Raw genomic sequence first — 15,461 nt, forward strand, 5'->3', positions numbered from 1 at the left:
GCTGGCCCCCGGGCTATAATCGCCGCATGAAACTCCCCGACCTGAACCTGCTCGTCGCCCTCGACATCCTGCTCGAGGAAGGCAGCGCCGTGGCCGCGGCGCGGCGCATGAACCTGAGCGCGCCGGCCATGAGCCGCACCCTGGCGCGCATCCGCGACGCCATCGGCGACCCCGTCTTCGTGCGCTCCGGGCGCGGCCTGGCGCCCACCCCGCGCGCGCTGGAATTGCGCGAGCAGGTGCGCGGCGTGGTGGAGCAGGCGCACGCCATCTTCACTTCCGGCCGCGAAGTGGACTTGCGCACGCTGGAACGCACCTTCAGCCTGTGCGCCAACGACGTGTTTGTCGGCGCGTATGGCGGCAAGCTGCGCGACCTGCTGGCCAGCCATGCGCCGCACACGGTGCTGCGCTTCGTGCCCGAAGGCGATGGCGCCACGGAAAACGACGCCCTGCACGCGGGCCGCATCGACCTGTACATCAGCGCGCGGCGCGCCTTTGCGCCCGACATCAAGCTGCAGCAGCTGTTTAGCAGCGGCTTTGTCGGCATTGCCCGCAGCGACCACCCGATCTTCGACGGCCCCGTCAACCTGGACAGCTTTACCGAATACGAACATATCAGCGTCTCGCGGCGCGGCCTGGCGCGCGGCCCGTTCGACACGGCCCTGGCCGAGCGGGGCTACATGCGCCGGGTTTCGCTGATCAGCCCCAACTTCCAGTCCGCCATCTTCGCCGTGGCCGATTCGCGCCTGCTGCTGCCGCTGATGCCCACGCCCCTGCTGCCCATCGTCGAGCGCCTGGGATTGAAACTGCGCACCTTCCAGCTGCCGATTCCCGTCGACAGCGTCGACGTGATGCAGGCCTGGCACCCGCGCCTCGACCACGACCATGCGCACCGCTGGCTGCGGCGGATGATCAAGGAGCTATGCGGCAGCGCACTCCCTGGCACCTGAATAATTGCGCCAGACGCAATTCAGACTTCATTAATTATCAATTTTCACAAGATTAACGGCTACCTATACTGCGTGGACTGATTCTCATCCACGGAGTTCCCTGTGTCCGCTGTACTGCTACCCGGCGCCGTCCCGACGGCGCCGCCTCCCCCTACACCGCCCATTTTCGGTCTGCGCCTGGCCACGGGCCTGGCCGGCGTGCTGCTGGCCGTGCTGGTGTCCGGCCTGAATGAAAACATCACCAAGGTCGCGCTGGCCGACATCCGCGGCGCCATGGGCATCGCGCGCGACGACGCCAGCTGGCTCGTCGCCCTGTATGCAGCCGCGTCGGTGTCGGCCATGGCATTTGCGCCGTGGTGCTCCGTCACCTTTTCGCTGCGCCGCCTGACGGCCGCCGCCATCATCGTCTGCATGGCCGCCGGCGTGCTGTGTCCGTTCGCGCCGAACCTGTCCGTGCTGATCGTCCTGCGCGTGGTGCAGGGCGCGGCCGGCGGCGCCCTGCCGCCCATGCTGATGACGGTGGCGCTGCGCTTCCTGCCGCCGAACATCAAGCTGTATGGCCTGGGCGGCTATGCGCTGAGCGCCACCTTCGGCCCCAGCCTGGGCACGCCGCTGGCCGCCTTCTGGACCGAGTACCTGGGCTGGCGATGGGCCTTCTGGCAAGTCGTCCCGGGCAGCATCGTCGCGCTGCTGATGGTGTCCTGGGGCTTGCCGCAAGACCCGCTGCGCCTCGAACGTTTCCGTCAATTCGACTGGCGCGGCCTGCTGCTGGGCCTGCCCGCCATCAGCATGCTGGTGGTGGGCTTGCTGCAGGGCGAGCGCCTGGCGTGGTTCGCCTCGCCGCTGATCTGCGTGCTGCTGGGCGGCGGCGCCGTGCTGCTGGTGCTGTTTTTCATCAACGAGTGGTCGCACCCGCTGCCGTTCTTCAAGCTGCAGCTGCTGTCGCGGCGCAACCTCAGCCATGCCCTGCTGACCCTAGGCGGCGTGCTGTTCGTGCTGCTGGCCGTGATCCTGATTCCCTCGTCCTACCTGGCGCAGGTGCACGCCTACCGCCCGCTGCAAACGGCGCCCGTGATGCTGATGGTGGCGCTGCCGCAATTGATCGCCCTGCCGCTGGTGGCCGCCCTGTGCAATATCCGCGCCGTCGACTGCCGCTGGGTGCTGGCCATCGGCCTGGCCTTGCTGGCCCTGTCCTGCGTGCTCGGTGCGCGCATGTCGCCGTACTGGATACGCACGCATTTCTACCTGCTGCAGGCGGTGCAGATCTTCGCGCAACCGATGGCCGTGATCCCCTTGCTGCTGCTGGCCACCACGGGCCTGGCGCCGCAGGATGGCCCTTTCGCCTCGGCCTGGTTCAACACCATCAAGGGCATGTCGGCCGTCGTCGCCACGGGCGTGCTCGATGCGCTGATCACGCGCCGCAACCATTTTCATTCGACGGTGCTCAGCGAACGCCTGGGCAACCTGCCGGCCGCCGTGGACATGGCGGGTTTGGGTCCTGGTTTGAGCGCGCGCATGCATGCGCAAGTCGTCACCCTGACCTCGTCCGACCTGTACCTCATTGTCGCCGCCATCGCGCTGGCCATGATTTTGATCATTCCCATCCTGCCGACGCGCGTCTTTCCGCCGCGCGCTGCCTGACTTTTATTTCAAGAAAGAGCATCCCCATGCAAACAACCATACTGCGCTCACGCGCATTTCTTCTCGGCCTGGCCCTGCTGGCCTGCGCCCTCGCCTTTTGCGCCTGGCAACTGCTGTTTTCGCCCAGCGAAGAACAAGGCACCGACGACGCCTTCGTCAGCGCCGACTACACCGTGCTCTCCCCCAAGGTGGGCGGCATCGTGCGCGAAGTGCTGGTGGAAGACAACCAGACTGTCAAGGCGGGTCAGCTGCTGGCGCACATCGACGACCGCGACTACCAGGCCGCCGCCGCCTCGGCCCGCGCCGAGGTAGCCGGCGCCGAAGCGCAGCTGGCGAATGCCCGCGCCACCTTGCAGCGCCAGCAATCGGTGATCGAGCAAGCCACGACCCTGGTCGAGGCCAACCAGGCGGAAGACAAGCTGGCGCAGCAGGAACTGGCCCGCTCAACGCACCTGGCTGGCCAGGGTGCGGGCAGCGTGCAAAACGCGCAGCAGGCGCAATCGCGCTTCGACGTGAGCCGCGCGCGCCTGGCGCAAAACCGCGCCGCCCTCGTCGCCACCCGCAAGCAGACGGACATTTTGCAGGCGCAGCAAGGCGCGGCCGAAGCGGCCCTGCTGCGCGCCCGCGCCAGCCTGCAGCGCGCCGAACTTGATTTGTCGCATACGCAGCTGCGCGCCCCCATCGACGGCATCGTGGGACGCCGCGCCGTGCGCGTCGGCGCCCTGGTGGCGCCCGGCGCCAGCCTGATGGCCGTGGTGCCCCTGAACCGCAGCTTCGTCGTCGCCAACCTGCAGGAAACGCAGCTGACGCACGTGCGCCAGGGGCAGCGCGCCAGCATCGCCGTCGACGCCTATCCGGGCGTGCTCCTGCGCGGCACGGTGCACAGCATCGCGCCCGCCACGGGCGTGACGTTTGCCGCCATCGCGCCGGAAAACGCCACCGGCAACTTCACCAAGGTGGTGCAGCGCATCCCTGTCAGGATCGCGCTCGATCCGGGCCAGGATGACGGCAGCCGCCTGCGCGTGGGCATGTCGGCCGAAGTGCGCATTAGTACAGCTGCGGCCATGCGCCGTCCAGAAGTGCAACAGGTGAGCGCGCGATGAAAGCACTGATCATTTTCACGGCCCTGGGCCTGGCCGGCTGCGCCAGCGTGGGCAGCGACTTCCAGCGCCCGCACCACGAGCTGGGACAGCAATGGCGCCAGGCGCAGGATGCCCGTTTCGCCGCCCGGCAGGACGCCGCCCTCGAACAGCGCTGGTGGGATAGCTTCGGCGATACCACCCTGTCTTCCCTGCTGCAGCGCGCCGCCGGCGCCAACCTCGACGTGCTGGCGGCCGGCAGCCGGCTGGAGCAAAGCCGCGCCGCACGGGGCGTGGCGGGCGCCGCGCAAGGTCCCTCGCTGGGCGCAAATGGCAGCGTCAGCCGCGCGCGCAACAGCGAACAGGGCTTGAGCGACCCGTCGCGCAACAACGGCCAGTCCGCCTACAGCCTGTGGCAAGGCAACCTTGATGCGGCCTGGGAGCTGGACCTGTGGGGCCGCGTGCGGCGCGAAGTGGAAGCGGCTGACGCGCATGTCGGCGTGGCGCTGGAAACGCAGCGCGGCGTGCTGCTGGCCGTGCTGGCCGAGACGGCGCGCGACTACATCGAGTTGCGCGGCGCGCAGCAGACGCTGTCCATCACGCGGCAGCTGCTTGATATCGCCCGCCATACCCTGGATCTGACCCGCATCCGCCTGCGCGAAGGCGTGGCGACACAGCTCGACGAAGCCGAAGCGGCGGCCCACGTGGCCACCATCGAAGCGCGCCTGCCGCCGCTGCAGCAGCGCGAAGCGCGCCTGGGCAATGCCCTCGCCCTCTTGCTGGCGCTGCCGCCGCAAGGCTTGCGGGCGGAACTGGCGGCGGGCAAGGACATTCCCGCCGTGGCCATGCAGGTGCAACTGGGCGTGCCCAGCGGCCTGGCCGGGCGGCGTCCCGACATCCGCCGCGCCGAAGCGCAGCTGCACGCGGCCACGGCCGCCATCGGCGTGGCGCAAGGCGATTTTTATCCGCGCATCACGCTGTCGGGCAGCATCGGCCTGCAGGCGATGCAGCTGTCCGACATCGGCTGGGACGCCAAACGCTTTGCCTTCGGCCCCGGCTTCAGCATGCCCCTGTTCGACGGCGGCCGCCTGCGCGGCAAGCTGCAATTGCGCGAGGCACAGCAGCAGGAAGCGGCCATCGCCTACCGCCAGACGGTGCTGGCCGCCTGGCACGAGGTGGAAGATGCCTTATCTGGCTACCAGGCCAACGAACGGCGCCAGGCCAGCCTCGATGAAGCCGTCAAACAGGGACGCCGCGCGCTGGGCAGCGCGGAACTGCAGTACCGCCAGGGCGGCACGGACTTGCTCAACGTGCTGCATGTGCAAAACACCTTATTGAACAACGAAGCGGCGCTGGTCGACAGCCGCGCCACCGCCTCGCTGTCGCTGGTCCAGGTCTACAAGGCGCTGGGCGGCGGCTGGCAAGCATTTTCAACCACCTCGCAAGGAAGCACGCCATGAAACCGAATCCCGCACATTTTTCCATCCACGACGTCAGCGACTTTCCCATCGTGCGCTTTCGCCCTGAAACGGCCGTCGCCGGCTATGCCCCGCTGTGGGAAAACGACATGGACGCCCTGCTGCGCCACGGCGAACCGTTCGTCATGCTGTTCGAAGCAGAGCGCAGCGACGAAGCGCATATCGACCGCAAGCGGCGCGGCCTGTGGCTCAAGCATAACAAGGTGGCGCTGGCCGCCATTTGCCGGGGCCTGGTGTCGGTCGAGGCGGACGCGCAGCAGCGCGCGCGTCTGCAGGCGCTGGCGGCCGGCGCCATGAAAGCCTTCGGCATCGTGCAGGAAGTGACGGCCACGCGCGAACAGGCCGATGCCCTGATGGTCTGGCTGCTGGGCAGCGGCCAGATGGCGCGGCCGCGCGCGGCGGACGTGTGGTGAGCGAGTAAATAAATGTGCCGGTCAGGCGGCCCTGCGCACGGCGCTTCTGGCGGGGATGACGCACACGTCGCCGTCGCTGCTGGTCGCCGTCGTCAGGGCGATGCCGTACAGCGCGGCCAGGGCTGGCACGGCGCCGGCATCGCTGGCGATATCGGCCATCAGCTGGCCCGCACGCACCAGCAGCAGCCGCTCGAAGCCCAGCAAGGCGTGGTTGATGTCGTGCAGGATGGCGATGACGGCGTGGCCGCGCGCGGCGCAAAACTGCTGCAGGCTTTCCAGCAGGTCGAATTGCAGGCCGGGATCGAGCGCCGCCAGCGGTTCGTCGACGAGTATCAAGCCATCCTGCACATCCCACATCTGCGCGAAGATGCGCGCCAGCTGCACCCTGGCCTGCTCGCCGCCGGACAGGGTGTCCAGGCGCCGCCCCAGCAAATGCGCGGCGTGCGCCAGGGCGGCCGCCTGCTGCACGATCCGCTCCAGCTGCGGGTCGGCCAGGCGCGCCACCCGTCCCAGGCCGATCACCAGCTCGCACTGCAGTCCGAAGGCCACGTTCGAGCCTTGCGGCAGGACGGCGCGGCGCAGGGCCAGTTCGGCCAGCGGCCACTGCGCCAGCGGCCGTCCCGCGAGCGCCACCTGGCCCGCCTGCGGCCGCAGTTCGCGCGCCATCAGTTTCAACAGGGTCGACTTGCCCGCGCCGCTGGGGCCGAGGATGGCGACGCGCTCGCCGGGTGCCACCCGCACATTGAAGGGGCCGAAATACTGCTGGCCCAGTTGCGTGGTGGCGAACGTGAGTTCCAATAAAGGCGTCATGCCCATCCTTTCAGGCCGTGCCGTGGCGGAAGCGCCGCAACAGCATCAGGAAAAATGGCCCGCCCAGCAAGGCCGTAAAAATGCCGACGGGGACTTCCGCGGGAATGGCCACCGTGCGCGCCAGGGTATCGGCCAACAGCAGCAGCAAGCCGCCCATCAGCATCGCCAGCGGCAGTACCTTGCGCTGGTCGGCGCCCAGCCAGGTGCGCACCAGGTGCGGCGCGATCAGGCCAATAAAACCGATGCCGCCGCACCAGGCCACGGCAAACCCCGTCAGCACGGCCACCAGCACGATGACCTGCGTGCGCAAGCGGCTCACGTCGACACCCACGTGCAGCGCCTGCGCCTCGCCCAGCGCCAGCGCGTTCAGGGAACGCATCAGGAAACGCGTGGCCCACAGCGCGCCGGCCAGCACCAGCAGCAAGGCCGCCACCTGGCGCCAGCTGCCGGCCGACAGCGAACCGAGGGTCCAGAAAGTCAGGGTGCGCAACTGGTCGTCGCTGGCCAGGTAGATGCACAGGCCCATGACGGCCACCGTGATGGCGTTCAGCGCCACGCCCGTCAGCAGCAGGCCGACGATGGAACCGGGCGTGGCCCAGCGGGCGACCCGGTCGAGCAACACGCAGATGAGCATGGCGCCGGCAAACGCGGCGGCCGGCAGCAGCCACACGCGCAGCTCGGGCGCCACGTGCAGGCTGGCGGCGAAAACGATGGTGGCCGCGCCCGCGCAGGCGGCGCCGCTGCTCACGCCCAGCAGGCCAGGATCGGCCAGCGGATTGCGGAACAGCCCTTGCGTCAAGCCGCCGGCCAGCGCCAGCGCGGCGCCGATCAGGATGGCAAACAGCGCGCGCGGCAGGCGGATATGCCACAGCACGTAGGCGCCGCCGGACAGCGCCTCCTCGCCAGACTGAAGCGGCGCCAGCCAGTCGGCCAAGGCGACAGGAACGGCGCCGGCCTGCACGGCGACAAGCAAGCCGCCAGCCAGGGCGGCGGCCAGCAGCCCGCCAGCGCCCCAGCGAGGCCAGCGCCAGGGCGCGGCGGAGACCAGGGAGGCCACGTTCATGCGGCCATGGCTTTGGCGAAAGCGGCGTCGAGTTCCGCCAGCGCCTGCGGCATGCGCGGGCCAAAGCCCAGCAGCAGCATGGCTTCCTGCGAGACGATGCGGTGCTTGCGCCCGGCCGGCGTCTGCGCCAGCCCAGGCAGCTTCAGGATGCCGTCCACGCCGCCCGAGGCTTGCAAGCCCTGGTCGGTGACGAGCACGATGTCGGGCCGCGCGGCGATCACGGCTTCGGGCGTGAGCGGCTTGTAGCCGGCAAATCCACCCTGCCCGCCCATCACGTTGACGGCGCCCGCATACGCGAGCATGGCGTCGGCGCCCGTCTCGCGCCCGCCCACCATCACCTGGTTCGGCGCATGGGCGAGGATGAACAGCACGCGCACGGGCGCATGCTGGCGCTGCTGCACCGTGGCCAGGGCGCCGCTCCACTGCTGCTGCAAGGTGTGCGCCAGGCGCGCGGCGGGCTCGGCGCGGCCCGTGATGCGGCCCACCTGCTTTACCCGTTCCAGCAAGCCTTCGAATCGGTTGTTCGCGCTGAGCACCGCTACCGGCACGCCCGCGTCGCGCACCTGGCGCAGCACCGCTTGCGGCCCCGCTTCCTCGGTGGCGATCAGCTGCGTGGGCGCCAGCGACAGCACGCCTTCGGCCGACAGGGTGCGCGCATAGCCGACCTGCGGCAGCTGCCGCGCCACGGCCGGATACAGCGATGTGGTGTCGACGCCCACCAGTTCGCCCTGCGCTTCGAGCGCATAGACGATTTCCGTCAGGGCGCCGCCCACGCTGACGATGCGCCGCGCCTTGGCCAGTGGCTTGCCCGCGTCGGTCACTGCCGCCAGCACCTGCATCGGTGCGGCCAGGGCCAATGCTCCCGCCCCCATCTTTTTCAGCGCGATGCGGCGCGCCACGCTGGCGGCGATCATGCGGCGCATAATTCGCCCTCCTGCGCCACTCTGTCGACGATATGGCGCCATTCGCACAATTCATGCACGCCCGGCTTGCGTTCGCCGAAGAACATGACGATGGTGTCGCCCTTCGCGTCGAACAGTTCCACCGACGTCACCAGGCCGTCGACCGTGGGCTTTTTCACCACCCAGGCGCTGGCGATATGGTCTTCGCGCAAATGCAGGTTGAAGCGCTGGTCGAGGACATTGATCCATGGCCCCATCACGGCGATCTTGTGCACGGGCCCCGAATGGATCTGGATCATGCCGGCATTGCCGACGAAGGCCATGATGGACACCCTTTCGAGGGCGGCATCGTTGAGCAGGTCGAGCACGCAGGATTTGTCGATCTGCTGCACGAAGCGCGCTTCGGCCAGGCGCAGGCCCTGCAGGCGCGAGACCGCATATTTTTTCAGCAAAGTGAAGAATTCGTGCGTGTCGCGCAAGTCGGCCCAGGCGGCGCGAAAACCGGCCACGTCGATCTGCGCATCGGGCAATTCGGCCGGCGCCGGCGGCGGCGCCGTCACGGCGATGCCGGCCGTCTGGTCGGCATCGGCAAAGCGCGCCACCAGCGCGTCGTAGGCGGCAATATCGCTTTGCGGCTTGAGGAAAATCTTGTGCACGGCGTGGCCGGCCGCATCGAAAAACTGCAGGCTGCGCTGCACTTCCTTTTCACCCCCTTTTTCGTTCACCTCGCGCACGGCAAAGCCATGCGCCCACTGGCGGTAAAACACGCGCAGGTCGATGTCGCCACCGAGCACCAGGCCCACATGGTTGTTGTGGCTGGCTTTTCGGTAGACACCCGTCTTTTCATGCACGCACGAAGCGTTGCGCGTCAGGGCCATGACTTCGCCCAGCGGTTCCAGCGCGGCAATGATGGCGGGCCAGTCGGCCTGCAGGCGTTCGGCGCCCAGCAAGGCGCCATTGGCCAGCGACAGGCCAGCGTGCGCGGCGATCAGCTCGCCTTCGGCCATGCCCAGTTCCTCGGCGATGTCGCGGTGGCGGGCCTTCTTTTCGCGGCGCAGGCGGGCAAATTCGCTGGCGACCAGCTCGGTATTGCAAATAGGGGGCATGCTCGTCACGGTGTCTCCTTTCAAGGCTAACACTGGCTGGCATGGGCTGGCTGGTGGTGGGGGAATCTTGAAGTTAATTATAAATGAGAATCATTCGCAATCAAGACTTATTTGCGTGTGCCTGAGCGCGGGCAAAAAAAAGCGCCGCGACAGAAAACCCGTCGCGGCGCCAAAGGAGACCGATCGATACAACTGATCAGTGTTGAGAAAATGTCAGCGTTGAATTCAGGCGCTGGCCTGTACCGTCGGCATGGCCGCCGCCTTGGGCGCGGGGCGCTGCGCCAGCAAGACCACGGCGGCCAGCACCATGGCTCCGCCCAGCAATTGCGTGCCGCTGACGGATTCCTTCAGCAGGGTCACGCCGAAGGCCATCGTGATGACGGGTTCAAAGGTGGAAATGATGGAAGCCTTGGCCGCGCCGATCTGCGCCACGCCGGCAAAGAAGGCGGCGATCGCGATGGCCGTCGAGAACAGGGCGATGGCGCTGACGGCCAGCCAGCCCGTCGCCGTGCCCGGCAAGGAAACGCCTTGCCACAGCGCAATTGCACTGTTCGACAGCCCGGCCGTGCCCAAAATCACCACGCAAGCGGCCAATGGATGAATATTCTCGCGGCTTTTCGACAGACTGTTGCCAAACAGGATGTACACGGCGTACACGCCGGCCGCCATCAAGGCCAGGGCGATGCCGATGGGCTGGCCCTGCAGCTTGCCGCCCAGGGTGATCGCCATGCCGGCAATGGCCAGCGCCATCAGCACCAGCATGCGCCGGTCCAGCTTTTCCCAGCCCAGGGCCAGTGCCAGGATCGTCACCAGCACGGGATACACGTACAGCAACATGCCGCACAGGCCGCTGCTGGCATACATGAGGGCATTGAAATAGCCTTGCGACTGGGCCGTGTACATCAAGCCCATCAGCATGTAGCCGGCCAGCAGGCGGCCGCGCGGCAAGCGCCAGCCACCGAGCCACACGAGCGGCAGCAACAGCATGGCAGCAATGACGAAACGCAAGGCCAGCATGGTCGACGGGTTGACCCCGGACGCATAGGCCGCCTTGGCAAACACGGCGGAACTGCCGAAACCGGCGGCCGACAGCAACACCAGCGCAACGGCGCGGCGATCAGACATGACTACACCTCTATGAGTACGCCAGGGTAAACCTGCTGCGCGTCGCGCTTTGCGGCCGGCGATGCTCACCGCCTCGGCGGCCCCGTACAAGTACGGTTGCGCTTCTCAGCCACAAATCACTGCCGCTCGCGACGGTTTTCCCAGGCGTTGTAACGTTGTAAATATAAATGCCCAGCCAGGCCGGGAGATGTGCATGCGTGAATCCTATTGCGGGTCATTTCACGCATAAGCGGCATCATATTCGCTTGCGCAAAATGAAACAAACCAATATTCTTCACGGATAGGCCGAATTTTACTGAGGCTCAATTCCCTGGAAGACTGTCATGTCACGTCCCTTGCCACCGCTCGCCGCCCTGCACGCCTTCGAGGCGGCCGCCCGCCATGAAGGCTTCCAGCGCGCGGGCGAAGAGTTGCACGTCTCGGCCGGCGCCATCGGCCACCACGTGAAACAGCTGGAAGCGTGGCTCGGTATCGTGCTGTTCCAGCGCATGCCGCGCGGCGTGGTGCTCACCAGCGCCGGCCAGCGCTATGCGGCCTCGCTGGGGCCGATCCTCAACCAGCTGGCCGACGTTTCCGAGCAGGCGCGGCGCCAGGGCGACGACAAGGTCGTCACGGTGACGGCCACCAGCTCGCTCGTCTCGCGCTGGCTGATGCCGCGTCTGGGCCGGCTGCGCGACCGCTACCCGCAGATCGAACTGCGCGTGCTGGCGTCGATGCACCCGGTCGACCTGGCGCGCGATGGCGTGGACGTGGCCATCCGCCTGGGACCGGGCCGCTATCCGGGCCTGAAGGTGGATTTATTGATGGAAGAATGGTTTTCCGCCGTCTGCAGCCCCGGTTTCCGCGCCAACGCGGCCAGCCTGCGCCAGCCGGCCGACCTGCTGCGCTATCCGCTGCTGCACGACGAGCCGGAAGTGCACCTGCCCGGCGAAATCGACTGGACGCGCTGGCTGCACAGCTGCGGCGTGCATTACAGCGGCAATAGCGGCAACAGCGGCGCGCGCTTTTCGCACACGTATTTATGCCTGGACGCAGCCGCCAGCGGCCAGGGCGTGGCCATTGCCGCCAGCCCCCTGATCGGCGACGACCTGCGCTCGGGCCGCCTGGTGCGCGTCTTCGGGCACGCCGTGCGCGGCCCCCACTGCTATTATTTGCTGCGCTCGCCCCAGGCGGAAACGCGGCCCCTCGTGCATGCATTCTGCGAATGGCTGATCGCCGAGGCGCGCGCCGACCAGGAAACCGTCTGGCCCACCGTGGAGACAGCATGACGACACACGAACTGGCGCGCAGCGCCGCATTTATTGTCCAGCACGAATACGAACAGGCCGGCGTGATGGCGGCAGATGGGCGGCACGCCAGCCTGGGCGAATTCTATGGCGATCCGGCCGTGGCCTTGATCGATATCAATGAGCAATGGTGTGCCGTGGCGGGCGAGGGATTGGTGCTGTGCCGGCTGGAACAGCCGTTCGGCCAGTGCACGGCATATTTCCGCGAACCTGGCGAGACAGTGTGGATCACGGGCTTGCGGCAAACGGGACCGTTTGCACTGGAGTGGCAGGGCGAGGATGGCGTTTGGGCCGCCCTCGCCTTTGGAACATACGAAAAGTTATAACTTGATGAAATGCTCGCGGTAGTACTTCAATTCTTCGATCGACTCGAGAATATCGGCCAGGGCCGTGTGCTTCTGGTGCTTCTTGAAACCGGTGGCGATTTCCGGCTTCCAGCGCTTGCACAGCTCTTTCAATGTCGATACGTCAACATTGCGGTAGTGGAAGAATGCTTCCAGCTTCGGCATGCCGCGCACCATGAAGCGGCGGTCCTGGCCGATGGTGTTGCCGCACATGGGCGACTTGCCTGCCGGCACGTATTTCTTCAGGAACGCGATCAGTTCCGCTTCCGCCTGCGCTTCCGTCACGGTCGACGCCTTCACCTTGTCGATCAGGCCCGAACGGCCGTGCGTGCCCTTGTTCCAGGCGTCCATCTTGTTCAGGGTTTCATCCGACTGGTGAATCACGAACACGGGGCCTTCGGCCAGCAGGTTCAAGTGCATGTCCGTCACCACCACCGCCACCTCGATGATGCGGTCGGTATCGGGCTCCAGGCCCGTCATTTCCATGTCGACCCAGACCAGGTTCATCTCGTTGGGACGTGCCGGGACGGCAGGTGCGGGGGTGGATGCGGTTAAGTCGGTCGCTTGTGACATAATTCTCTCTTGGCCTAATCAAACTAAATAATCAGCCATTTTCTCACAGGCACAGAATGTATTCACTCGCGTTTTCGATTTTGTTTGTATCCGTCCTCGTTTTGACCCTGGCCGTGCGCTTCTGGCTCGCTTCGCGGCAGATCCGCCACGTGCTGGCGCACCGCGCGGCTGTCCCGCCAGAATTCGCGGAAAAAATCCCGCTGGCCGCGCACCAGAAGGCGGCCGACTATACGGTGGCGAAGACCAAGTTCGGCCTGCTGACCCTGCTGGTCAACTATGCCGTGCTGATCGGTTTTACCCTGCTGGGCGGCCTGCAATGGCTGGCGCTGCACCTGAATGAATGGATGGGAGCGGATTCTCCCATGCTGTACCAGATCGGCCTGATCGCCGCCTTTGCCGTCATTTCCGGCCTGATCGACCTGCCCTTCGACTATTACCGCCAGTTTGTGCTGGAACAACGTTTTGGCTTCAACACCATGGCGCGCAAGCTGTTCTTCATGGACATGCTCAAGGGCGTAGGCCTGGGCGCGGCCATCGGCTTGCCGCTGATCTGGGTCGTGCTGACCCTGATGGCGAAAAGTGGCGGCCTGTGGTGGCTGTACGCGTGGTTCGTCTGGAGCGGCTTCCAGCTGCTGATGATGGTGCTGTTTCCCACAGTCATCGCTCCCCTGTTCAACAAATTCACGCCGCTGGCCGACGAATCCTTGAAAAGCCGCATCGAAGGCTTGATGCAGCGCGTCGGTTTCGCCTCGAAAGGCTTGTTCGTCATGGATGGCTCGAAGCGCAGCGCCCACGGCAATGCATATTTCTCGGGTTTTGGCGCCAACAAGCGCATCGTCTTCTTCGACACCCTGCTGTCGCGCCTGGCGCCGCAGGAAATCGAGGCCGTGCTCGCGCATGAACTGGGCCACTTCAAGCTCAAGCACATCGTCAAGCGCATCGCCATGATGTTTATCATTTCGCTGGGCTTTCTGGCGCTGCTGGGCTTCCTGAAGACGCAGCCCTGGTTTTACGCGGGCCTGGGGGTCGATCCCGTGACGCTGGCACTCACCGGCCAGCCGACGGACGCGCTGGCCCTGCTGCTGTTCATGCTGGCCTTGCCCGTCTTCACTTTCCTGCTGGGACCGTTGACCTCGCTCAGCTCGCGCAAGCACGAATTCGAGGCCGACGCCTTTGCCGCCACGCACACGCAGGCGGACGACCTGGTCTCGGCCCTCGTCAAAATGTATGAAGACAATGCGTCGACCCTGACGCCCGACCCGCTGCACTCGGCCTTCTACGACTCGCATCCGCCGGCCAGCGTGCGCATCCGCCACCTGAAAGGGGCTACGACATGAATACGCCATCGACGAATACGCCATCGACCTCGCAAGACCTGGCCCAACTGTCCTGCGCGCCGCGCCAGCACGCGCTGGGCGACACCGGCGTCGCCACCCTGCTCGCCCTGCTGCCCCGGTGGACGGTGCAAAATGGCAAGCTGTGCCGCGACTACGGCTTCAAGAATTACTACCAGACCCTGGCGTTCGTGAACGCCCTGGCCTATATGACCCATACGCAAGACCACCATCCGGAGCTCATCATTACTTACAAAACCTGCGCCGTGCGCTACGACACGCACTCGGTCAACCAGGGCGCCGGCGGCCTGTCCGAAAACGACTTCATCTGCGCCGCCAAGGCCGACCTCATCTACCAGAGCAGCCAGGTGGCCCCATGAGCGAAGGCAAGTTGACGGGTGTCATCATCGCCGCCCACGGCCGTCACTACCTGGCCGATGTGGACGGCGCCAAGCTGCAATGCGTGACGCGTGGCAAGAAAACCAATGTGGCCGTGGGCGACATCGTGCACCTGACGCGCACCTCGAACGACCAGGCCGTCATCGACCGCATCGAGGAACGCAAGACCCTGCTGTACCGCTCGGACCAGTACAAATCGAAATTGCTGGCGGCCAACCTGACGCAGCTGTTCATCGTCGTGGCGACGGAACCGGGCTTTGCGGACGACCTGATCTCGCGCTCGCTGGTGGCGGCCGACGCGGCCGGCATCGAGGCGCGCATCATCCTGAACAAAACGGACGTGACGGCTTCGCTGGAACGGGCCCGCGAACGCCTGCTGCCGTATTCCTCGATGGGCTATCCCGTCGATGAAGTGTCGGCACGGGCCGAACCGGAGCACGCGGTCGCCACCCTGGCGCCGCTGCTGGCGGGCCAGTCGTCGATCCTGATCGGCCAGTCGGGCATGGGCAAGTCATCCTTGATCAACCTGCTGGTGCCGGACGCCGATATCGCCGTGCGCGAAATCTCGGCCGCGCTCGACACGGGCAAGCACACGACGACCTTTACGCGCCTGTACAAGCTCGACGAACTGGGCGCCAACAGTTCCATCATCGATTCGCCCGGCTTCCAGGAGTTCGGCCTGTACCATTTGAGCGAAGGCATGCTGGAGCGGGCCTTCCGCGAATTCCAGCCCTATCTGGGCGGTTGCAAGTTCTATAACTGCCGCCACCTGATCGAGCCGCAATGCGCGATCCTGCAAGCCTTGTCTGAAGGCAAGATCGCCAAGATGCGCCATACCCTGTACGGCCAATTGCTGCACGAATCGGCGCAAACGCTGTATTGAACGCGCGTGGCGCCCGCCATCAGGGCGGGCGCCAGACCGACAAAAACATTACCACATCGAATTTAGCAGAATTAAATT

Annotated in this window: 16 protein-coding genes; 10 read left to right on the top strand and 6 right to left on the bottom strand. The window is 66.2% G+C overall.

Going from position 1 to position 15,461, the window contains the following annotated elements:
• Window positions 1-26 precede the first annotated feature (26 nt).
• From IGS61_RS26390 to IGS61_RS26410, 5 genes are all read left to right on the top strand, one after another.
• On the top strand, window positions 27-947 hold the full coding sequence (locus IGS61_RS26390) for a LysR family transcriptional regulator (RefSeq protein ID WP_230542295.1): 921 nt from the start codon (window positions 27-29) through the stop codon (window positions 945-947).
• A 102-nt stretch (window positions 948-1,049) separates the two neighbouring features.
• Complete coding sequence (locus IGS61_RS26395) at window positions 1,050-2,588, top strand: MFS transporter (protein WP_230542296.1); 1,539 nt, start codon at window positions 1,050-1,052, stop codon at window positions 2,586-2,588.
• 26 nt (window positions 2,589-2,614) lie between these two features.
• Window positions 2,615-3,691 carry an HlyD family secretion protein gene (locus tag IGS61_RS26400; protein WP_230542297.1) on the top strand — a complete coding sequence of 359 codons (1,077 nt, stop codon included), beginning with the start codon at window positions 2,615-2,617 and terminating at the stop codon, window positions 3,689-3,691.
• Window positions 3,688-5,127, top strand: coding sequence for an efflux transporter outer membrane subunit (locus tag IGS61_RS26405; protein WP_230542298.1), 1,440 nt, complete (start codon window positions 3,688-3,690; stop codon window positions 5,125-5,127). The genes IGS61_RS26400 and IGS61_RS26405 overlap by 4 nt, the downstream gene beginning before the upstream one ends.
• Window positions 5,124-5,558 (top strand): hypothetical protein, encoded by a 435-nt coding sequence (locus IGS61_RS26410; protein WP_230542299.1) that lies wholly within the window; start codon window positions 5,124-5,126, stop codon window positions 5,556-5,558. Before IGS61_RS26405 ends, IGS61_RS26410 begins: the two co-directional genes overlap by 4 nt.
• Before the next feature lie 21 nt (window positions 5,559-5,579).
• Here IGS61_RS26410 and IGS61_RS26415 read toward each other — a convergent pair whose 3' ends face one another.
• The 5 genes from IGS61_RS26415 to IGS61_RS26435 form a co-directional block, all read right to left on the bottom strand.
• Complete coding sequence (locus tag IGS61_RS26415; RefSeq protein WP_230542300.1) at window positions 5,580-6,368, bottom strand: ATP-binding cassette domain-containing protein; 789 nt, start codon at window positions 6,366-6,368, stop codon at window positions 5,580-5,582.
• Between the two features lie 10 nt (window positions 6,369-6,378).
• Complete coding sequence (locus IGS61_RS26420; protein ID WP_230542301.1) at window positions 6,379-7,431, bottom strand: FecCD family ABC transporter permease; 1,053 nt, start codon at window positions 7,429-7,431, stop codon at window positions 6,379-6,381.
• The gene (locus tag IGS61_RS26425; RefSeq protein ID WP_230542302.1) at window positions 7,428-8,354 is read right to left on the bottom strand and encodes a heme/hemin ABC transporter substrate-binding protein; all 927 of its coding nucleotides are present in this window, start codon (window positions 8,352-8,354) and stop codon (window positions 7,428-7,430) included. Before IGS61_RS26425 ends, IGS61_RS26420 begins: the two co-directional genes overlap by 4 nt.
• Window positions 8,342-9,439 carry a hemin-degrading factor gene (locus IGS61_RS26430; protein WP_230542319.1) on the bottom strand — a complete coding sequence of 366 codons (1,098 nt, stop codon included), beginning with the start codon at window positions 9,437-9,439 and terminating at the stop codon, window positions 8,342-8,344. Before IGS61_RS26430 ends, IGS61_RS26425 begins: the two co-directional genes overlap by 13 nt.
• A gap of 225 nt (window positions 9,440-9,664) precedes the next feature.
• Window positions 9,665-10,564 carry a DMT family transporter gene (locus IGS61_RS26435; RefSeq protein WP_230542303.1) on the bottom strand — a complete coding sequence of 300 codons (900 nt, stop codon included), beginning with the start codon at window positions 10,562-10,564 and terminating at the stop codon, window positions 9,665-9,667.
• 323 nt (window positions 10,565-10,887) lie between these two features.
• Here IGS61_RS26435 and gcvA point away from each other — a divergent pair, with 323 nt between their 5' ends.
• Window positions 10,888-11,832 carry a transcriptional regulator GcvA gene (gene gcvA, locus IGS61_RS26440; protein ID WP_230542304.1) on the top strand — a complete coding sequence of 315 codons (945 nt, stop codon included), beginning with the start codon at window positions 10,888-10,890 and terminating at the stop codon, window positions 11,830-11,832.
• Entirely contained in the window at window positions 11,829-12,176 is a 348-nt protein-coding gene (locus tag IGS61_RS26445; RefSeq protein WP_230542305.1) for a hypothetical protein, read from the top strand. The genes gcvA and IGS61_RS26445 overlap by 4 nt, the downstream gene beginning before the upstream one ends.
• Here the strand turns inward: IGS61_RS26445 and orn are convergent.
• Window positions 12,171-12,767, bottom strand: a complete 597-nt coding sequence (gene orn, locus IGS61_RS26450) for an oligoribonuclease (protein ID WP_170846480.1) — start codon at window positions 12,765-12,767, stop codon at window positions 12,171-12,173. The genes IGS61_RS26445 and orn overlap by 6 nt on opposite strands.
• Before the next feature lie 56 nt (window positions 12,768-12,823).
• Between orn and IGS61_RS26455 the strand changes: the two genes are divergently transcribed.
• The 3 genes from IGS61_RS26455 to rsgA are packed head-to-tail and all read left to right on the top strand — an operon-like array spanning window position 12,824 to window position 15,383.
• Entirely contained in the window at window positions 12,824-14,104 is a 1,281-nt protein-coding gene (locus IGS61_RS26455; protein WP_230542306.1) for a M48 family metallopeptidase, read from the top strand.
• Window positions 14,101-14,481, top strand: coding sequence for a 4a-hydroxytetrahydrobiopterin dehydratase (locus IGS61_RS26460; protein WP_230542307.1), 381 nt, complete (start codon window positions 14,101-14,103; stop codon window positions 14,479-14,481). Before IGS61_RS26455 ends, IGS61_RS26460 begins: the two co-directional genes overlap by 4 nt.
• The gene (rsgA, locus tag IGS61_RS26465; protein WP_034785059.1) at window positions 14,478-15,383 is read left to right on the top strand and encodes a ribosome small subunit-dependent GTPase A; all 906 of its coding nucleotides are present in this window, start codon (window positions 14,478-14,480) and stop codon (window positions 15,381-15,383) included. The genes IGS61_RS26460 and rsgA overlap by 4 nt, the downstream gene beginning before the upstream one ends.
• Window positions 15,384-15,461 lie beyond the last annotated feature (78 nt).

The organism is Janthinobacterium sp. FW305-129 (assembly GCF_020858115.1).
Taxonomy (GTDB): Bacteria; Pseudomonadota; Gammaproteobacteria; order Burkholderiales; family Burkholderiaceae_D; genus Janthinobacterium.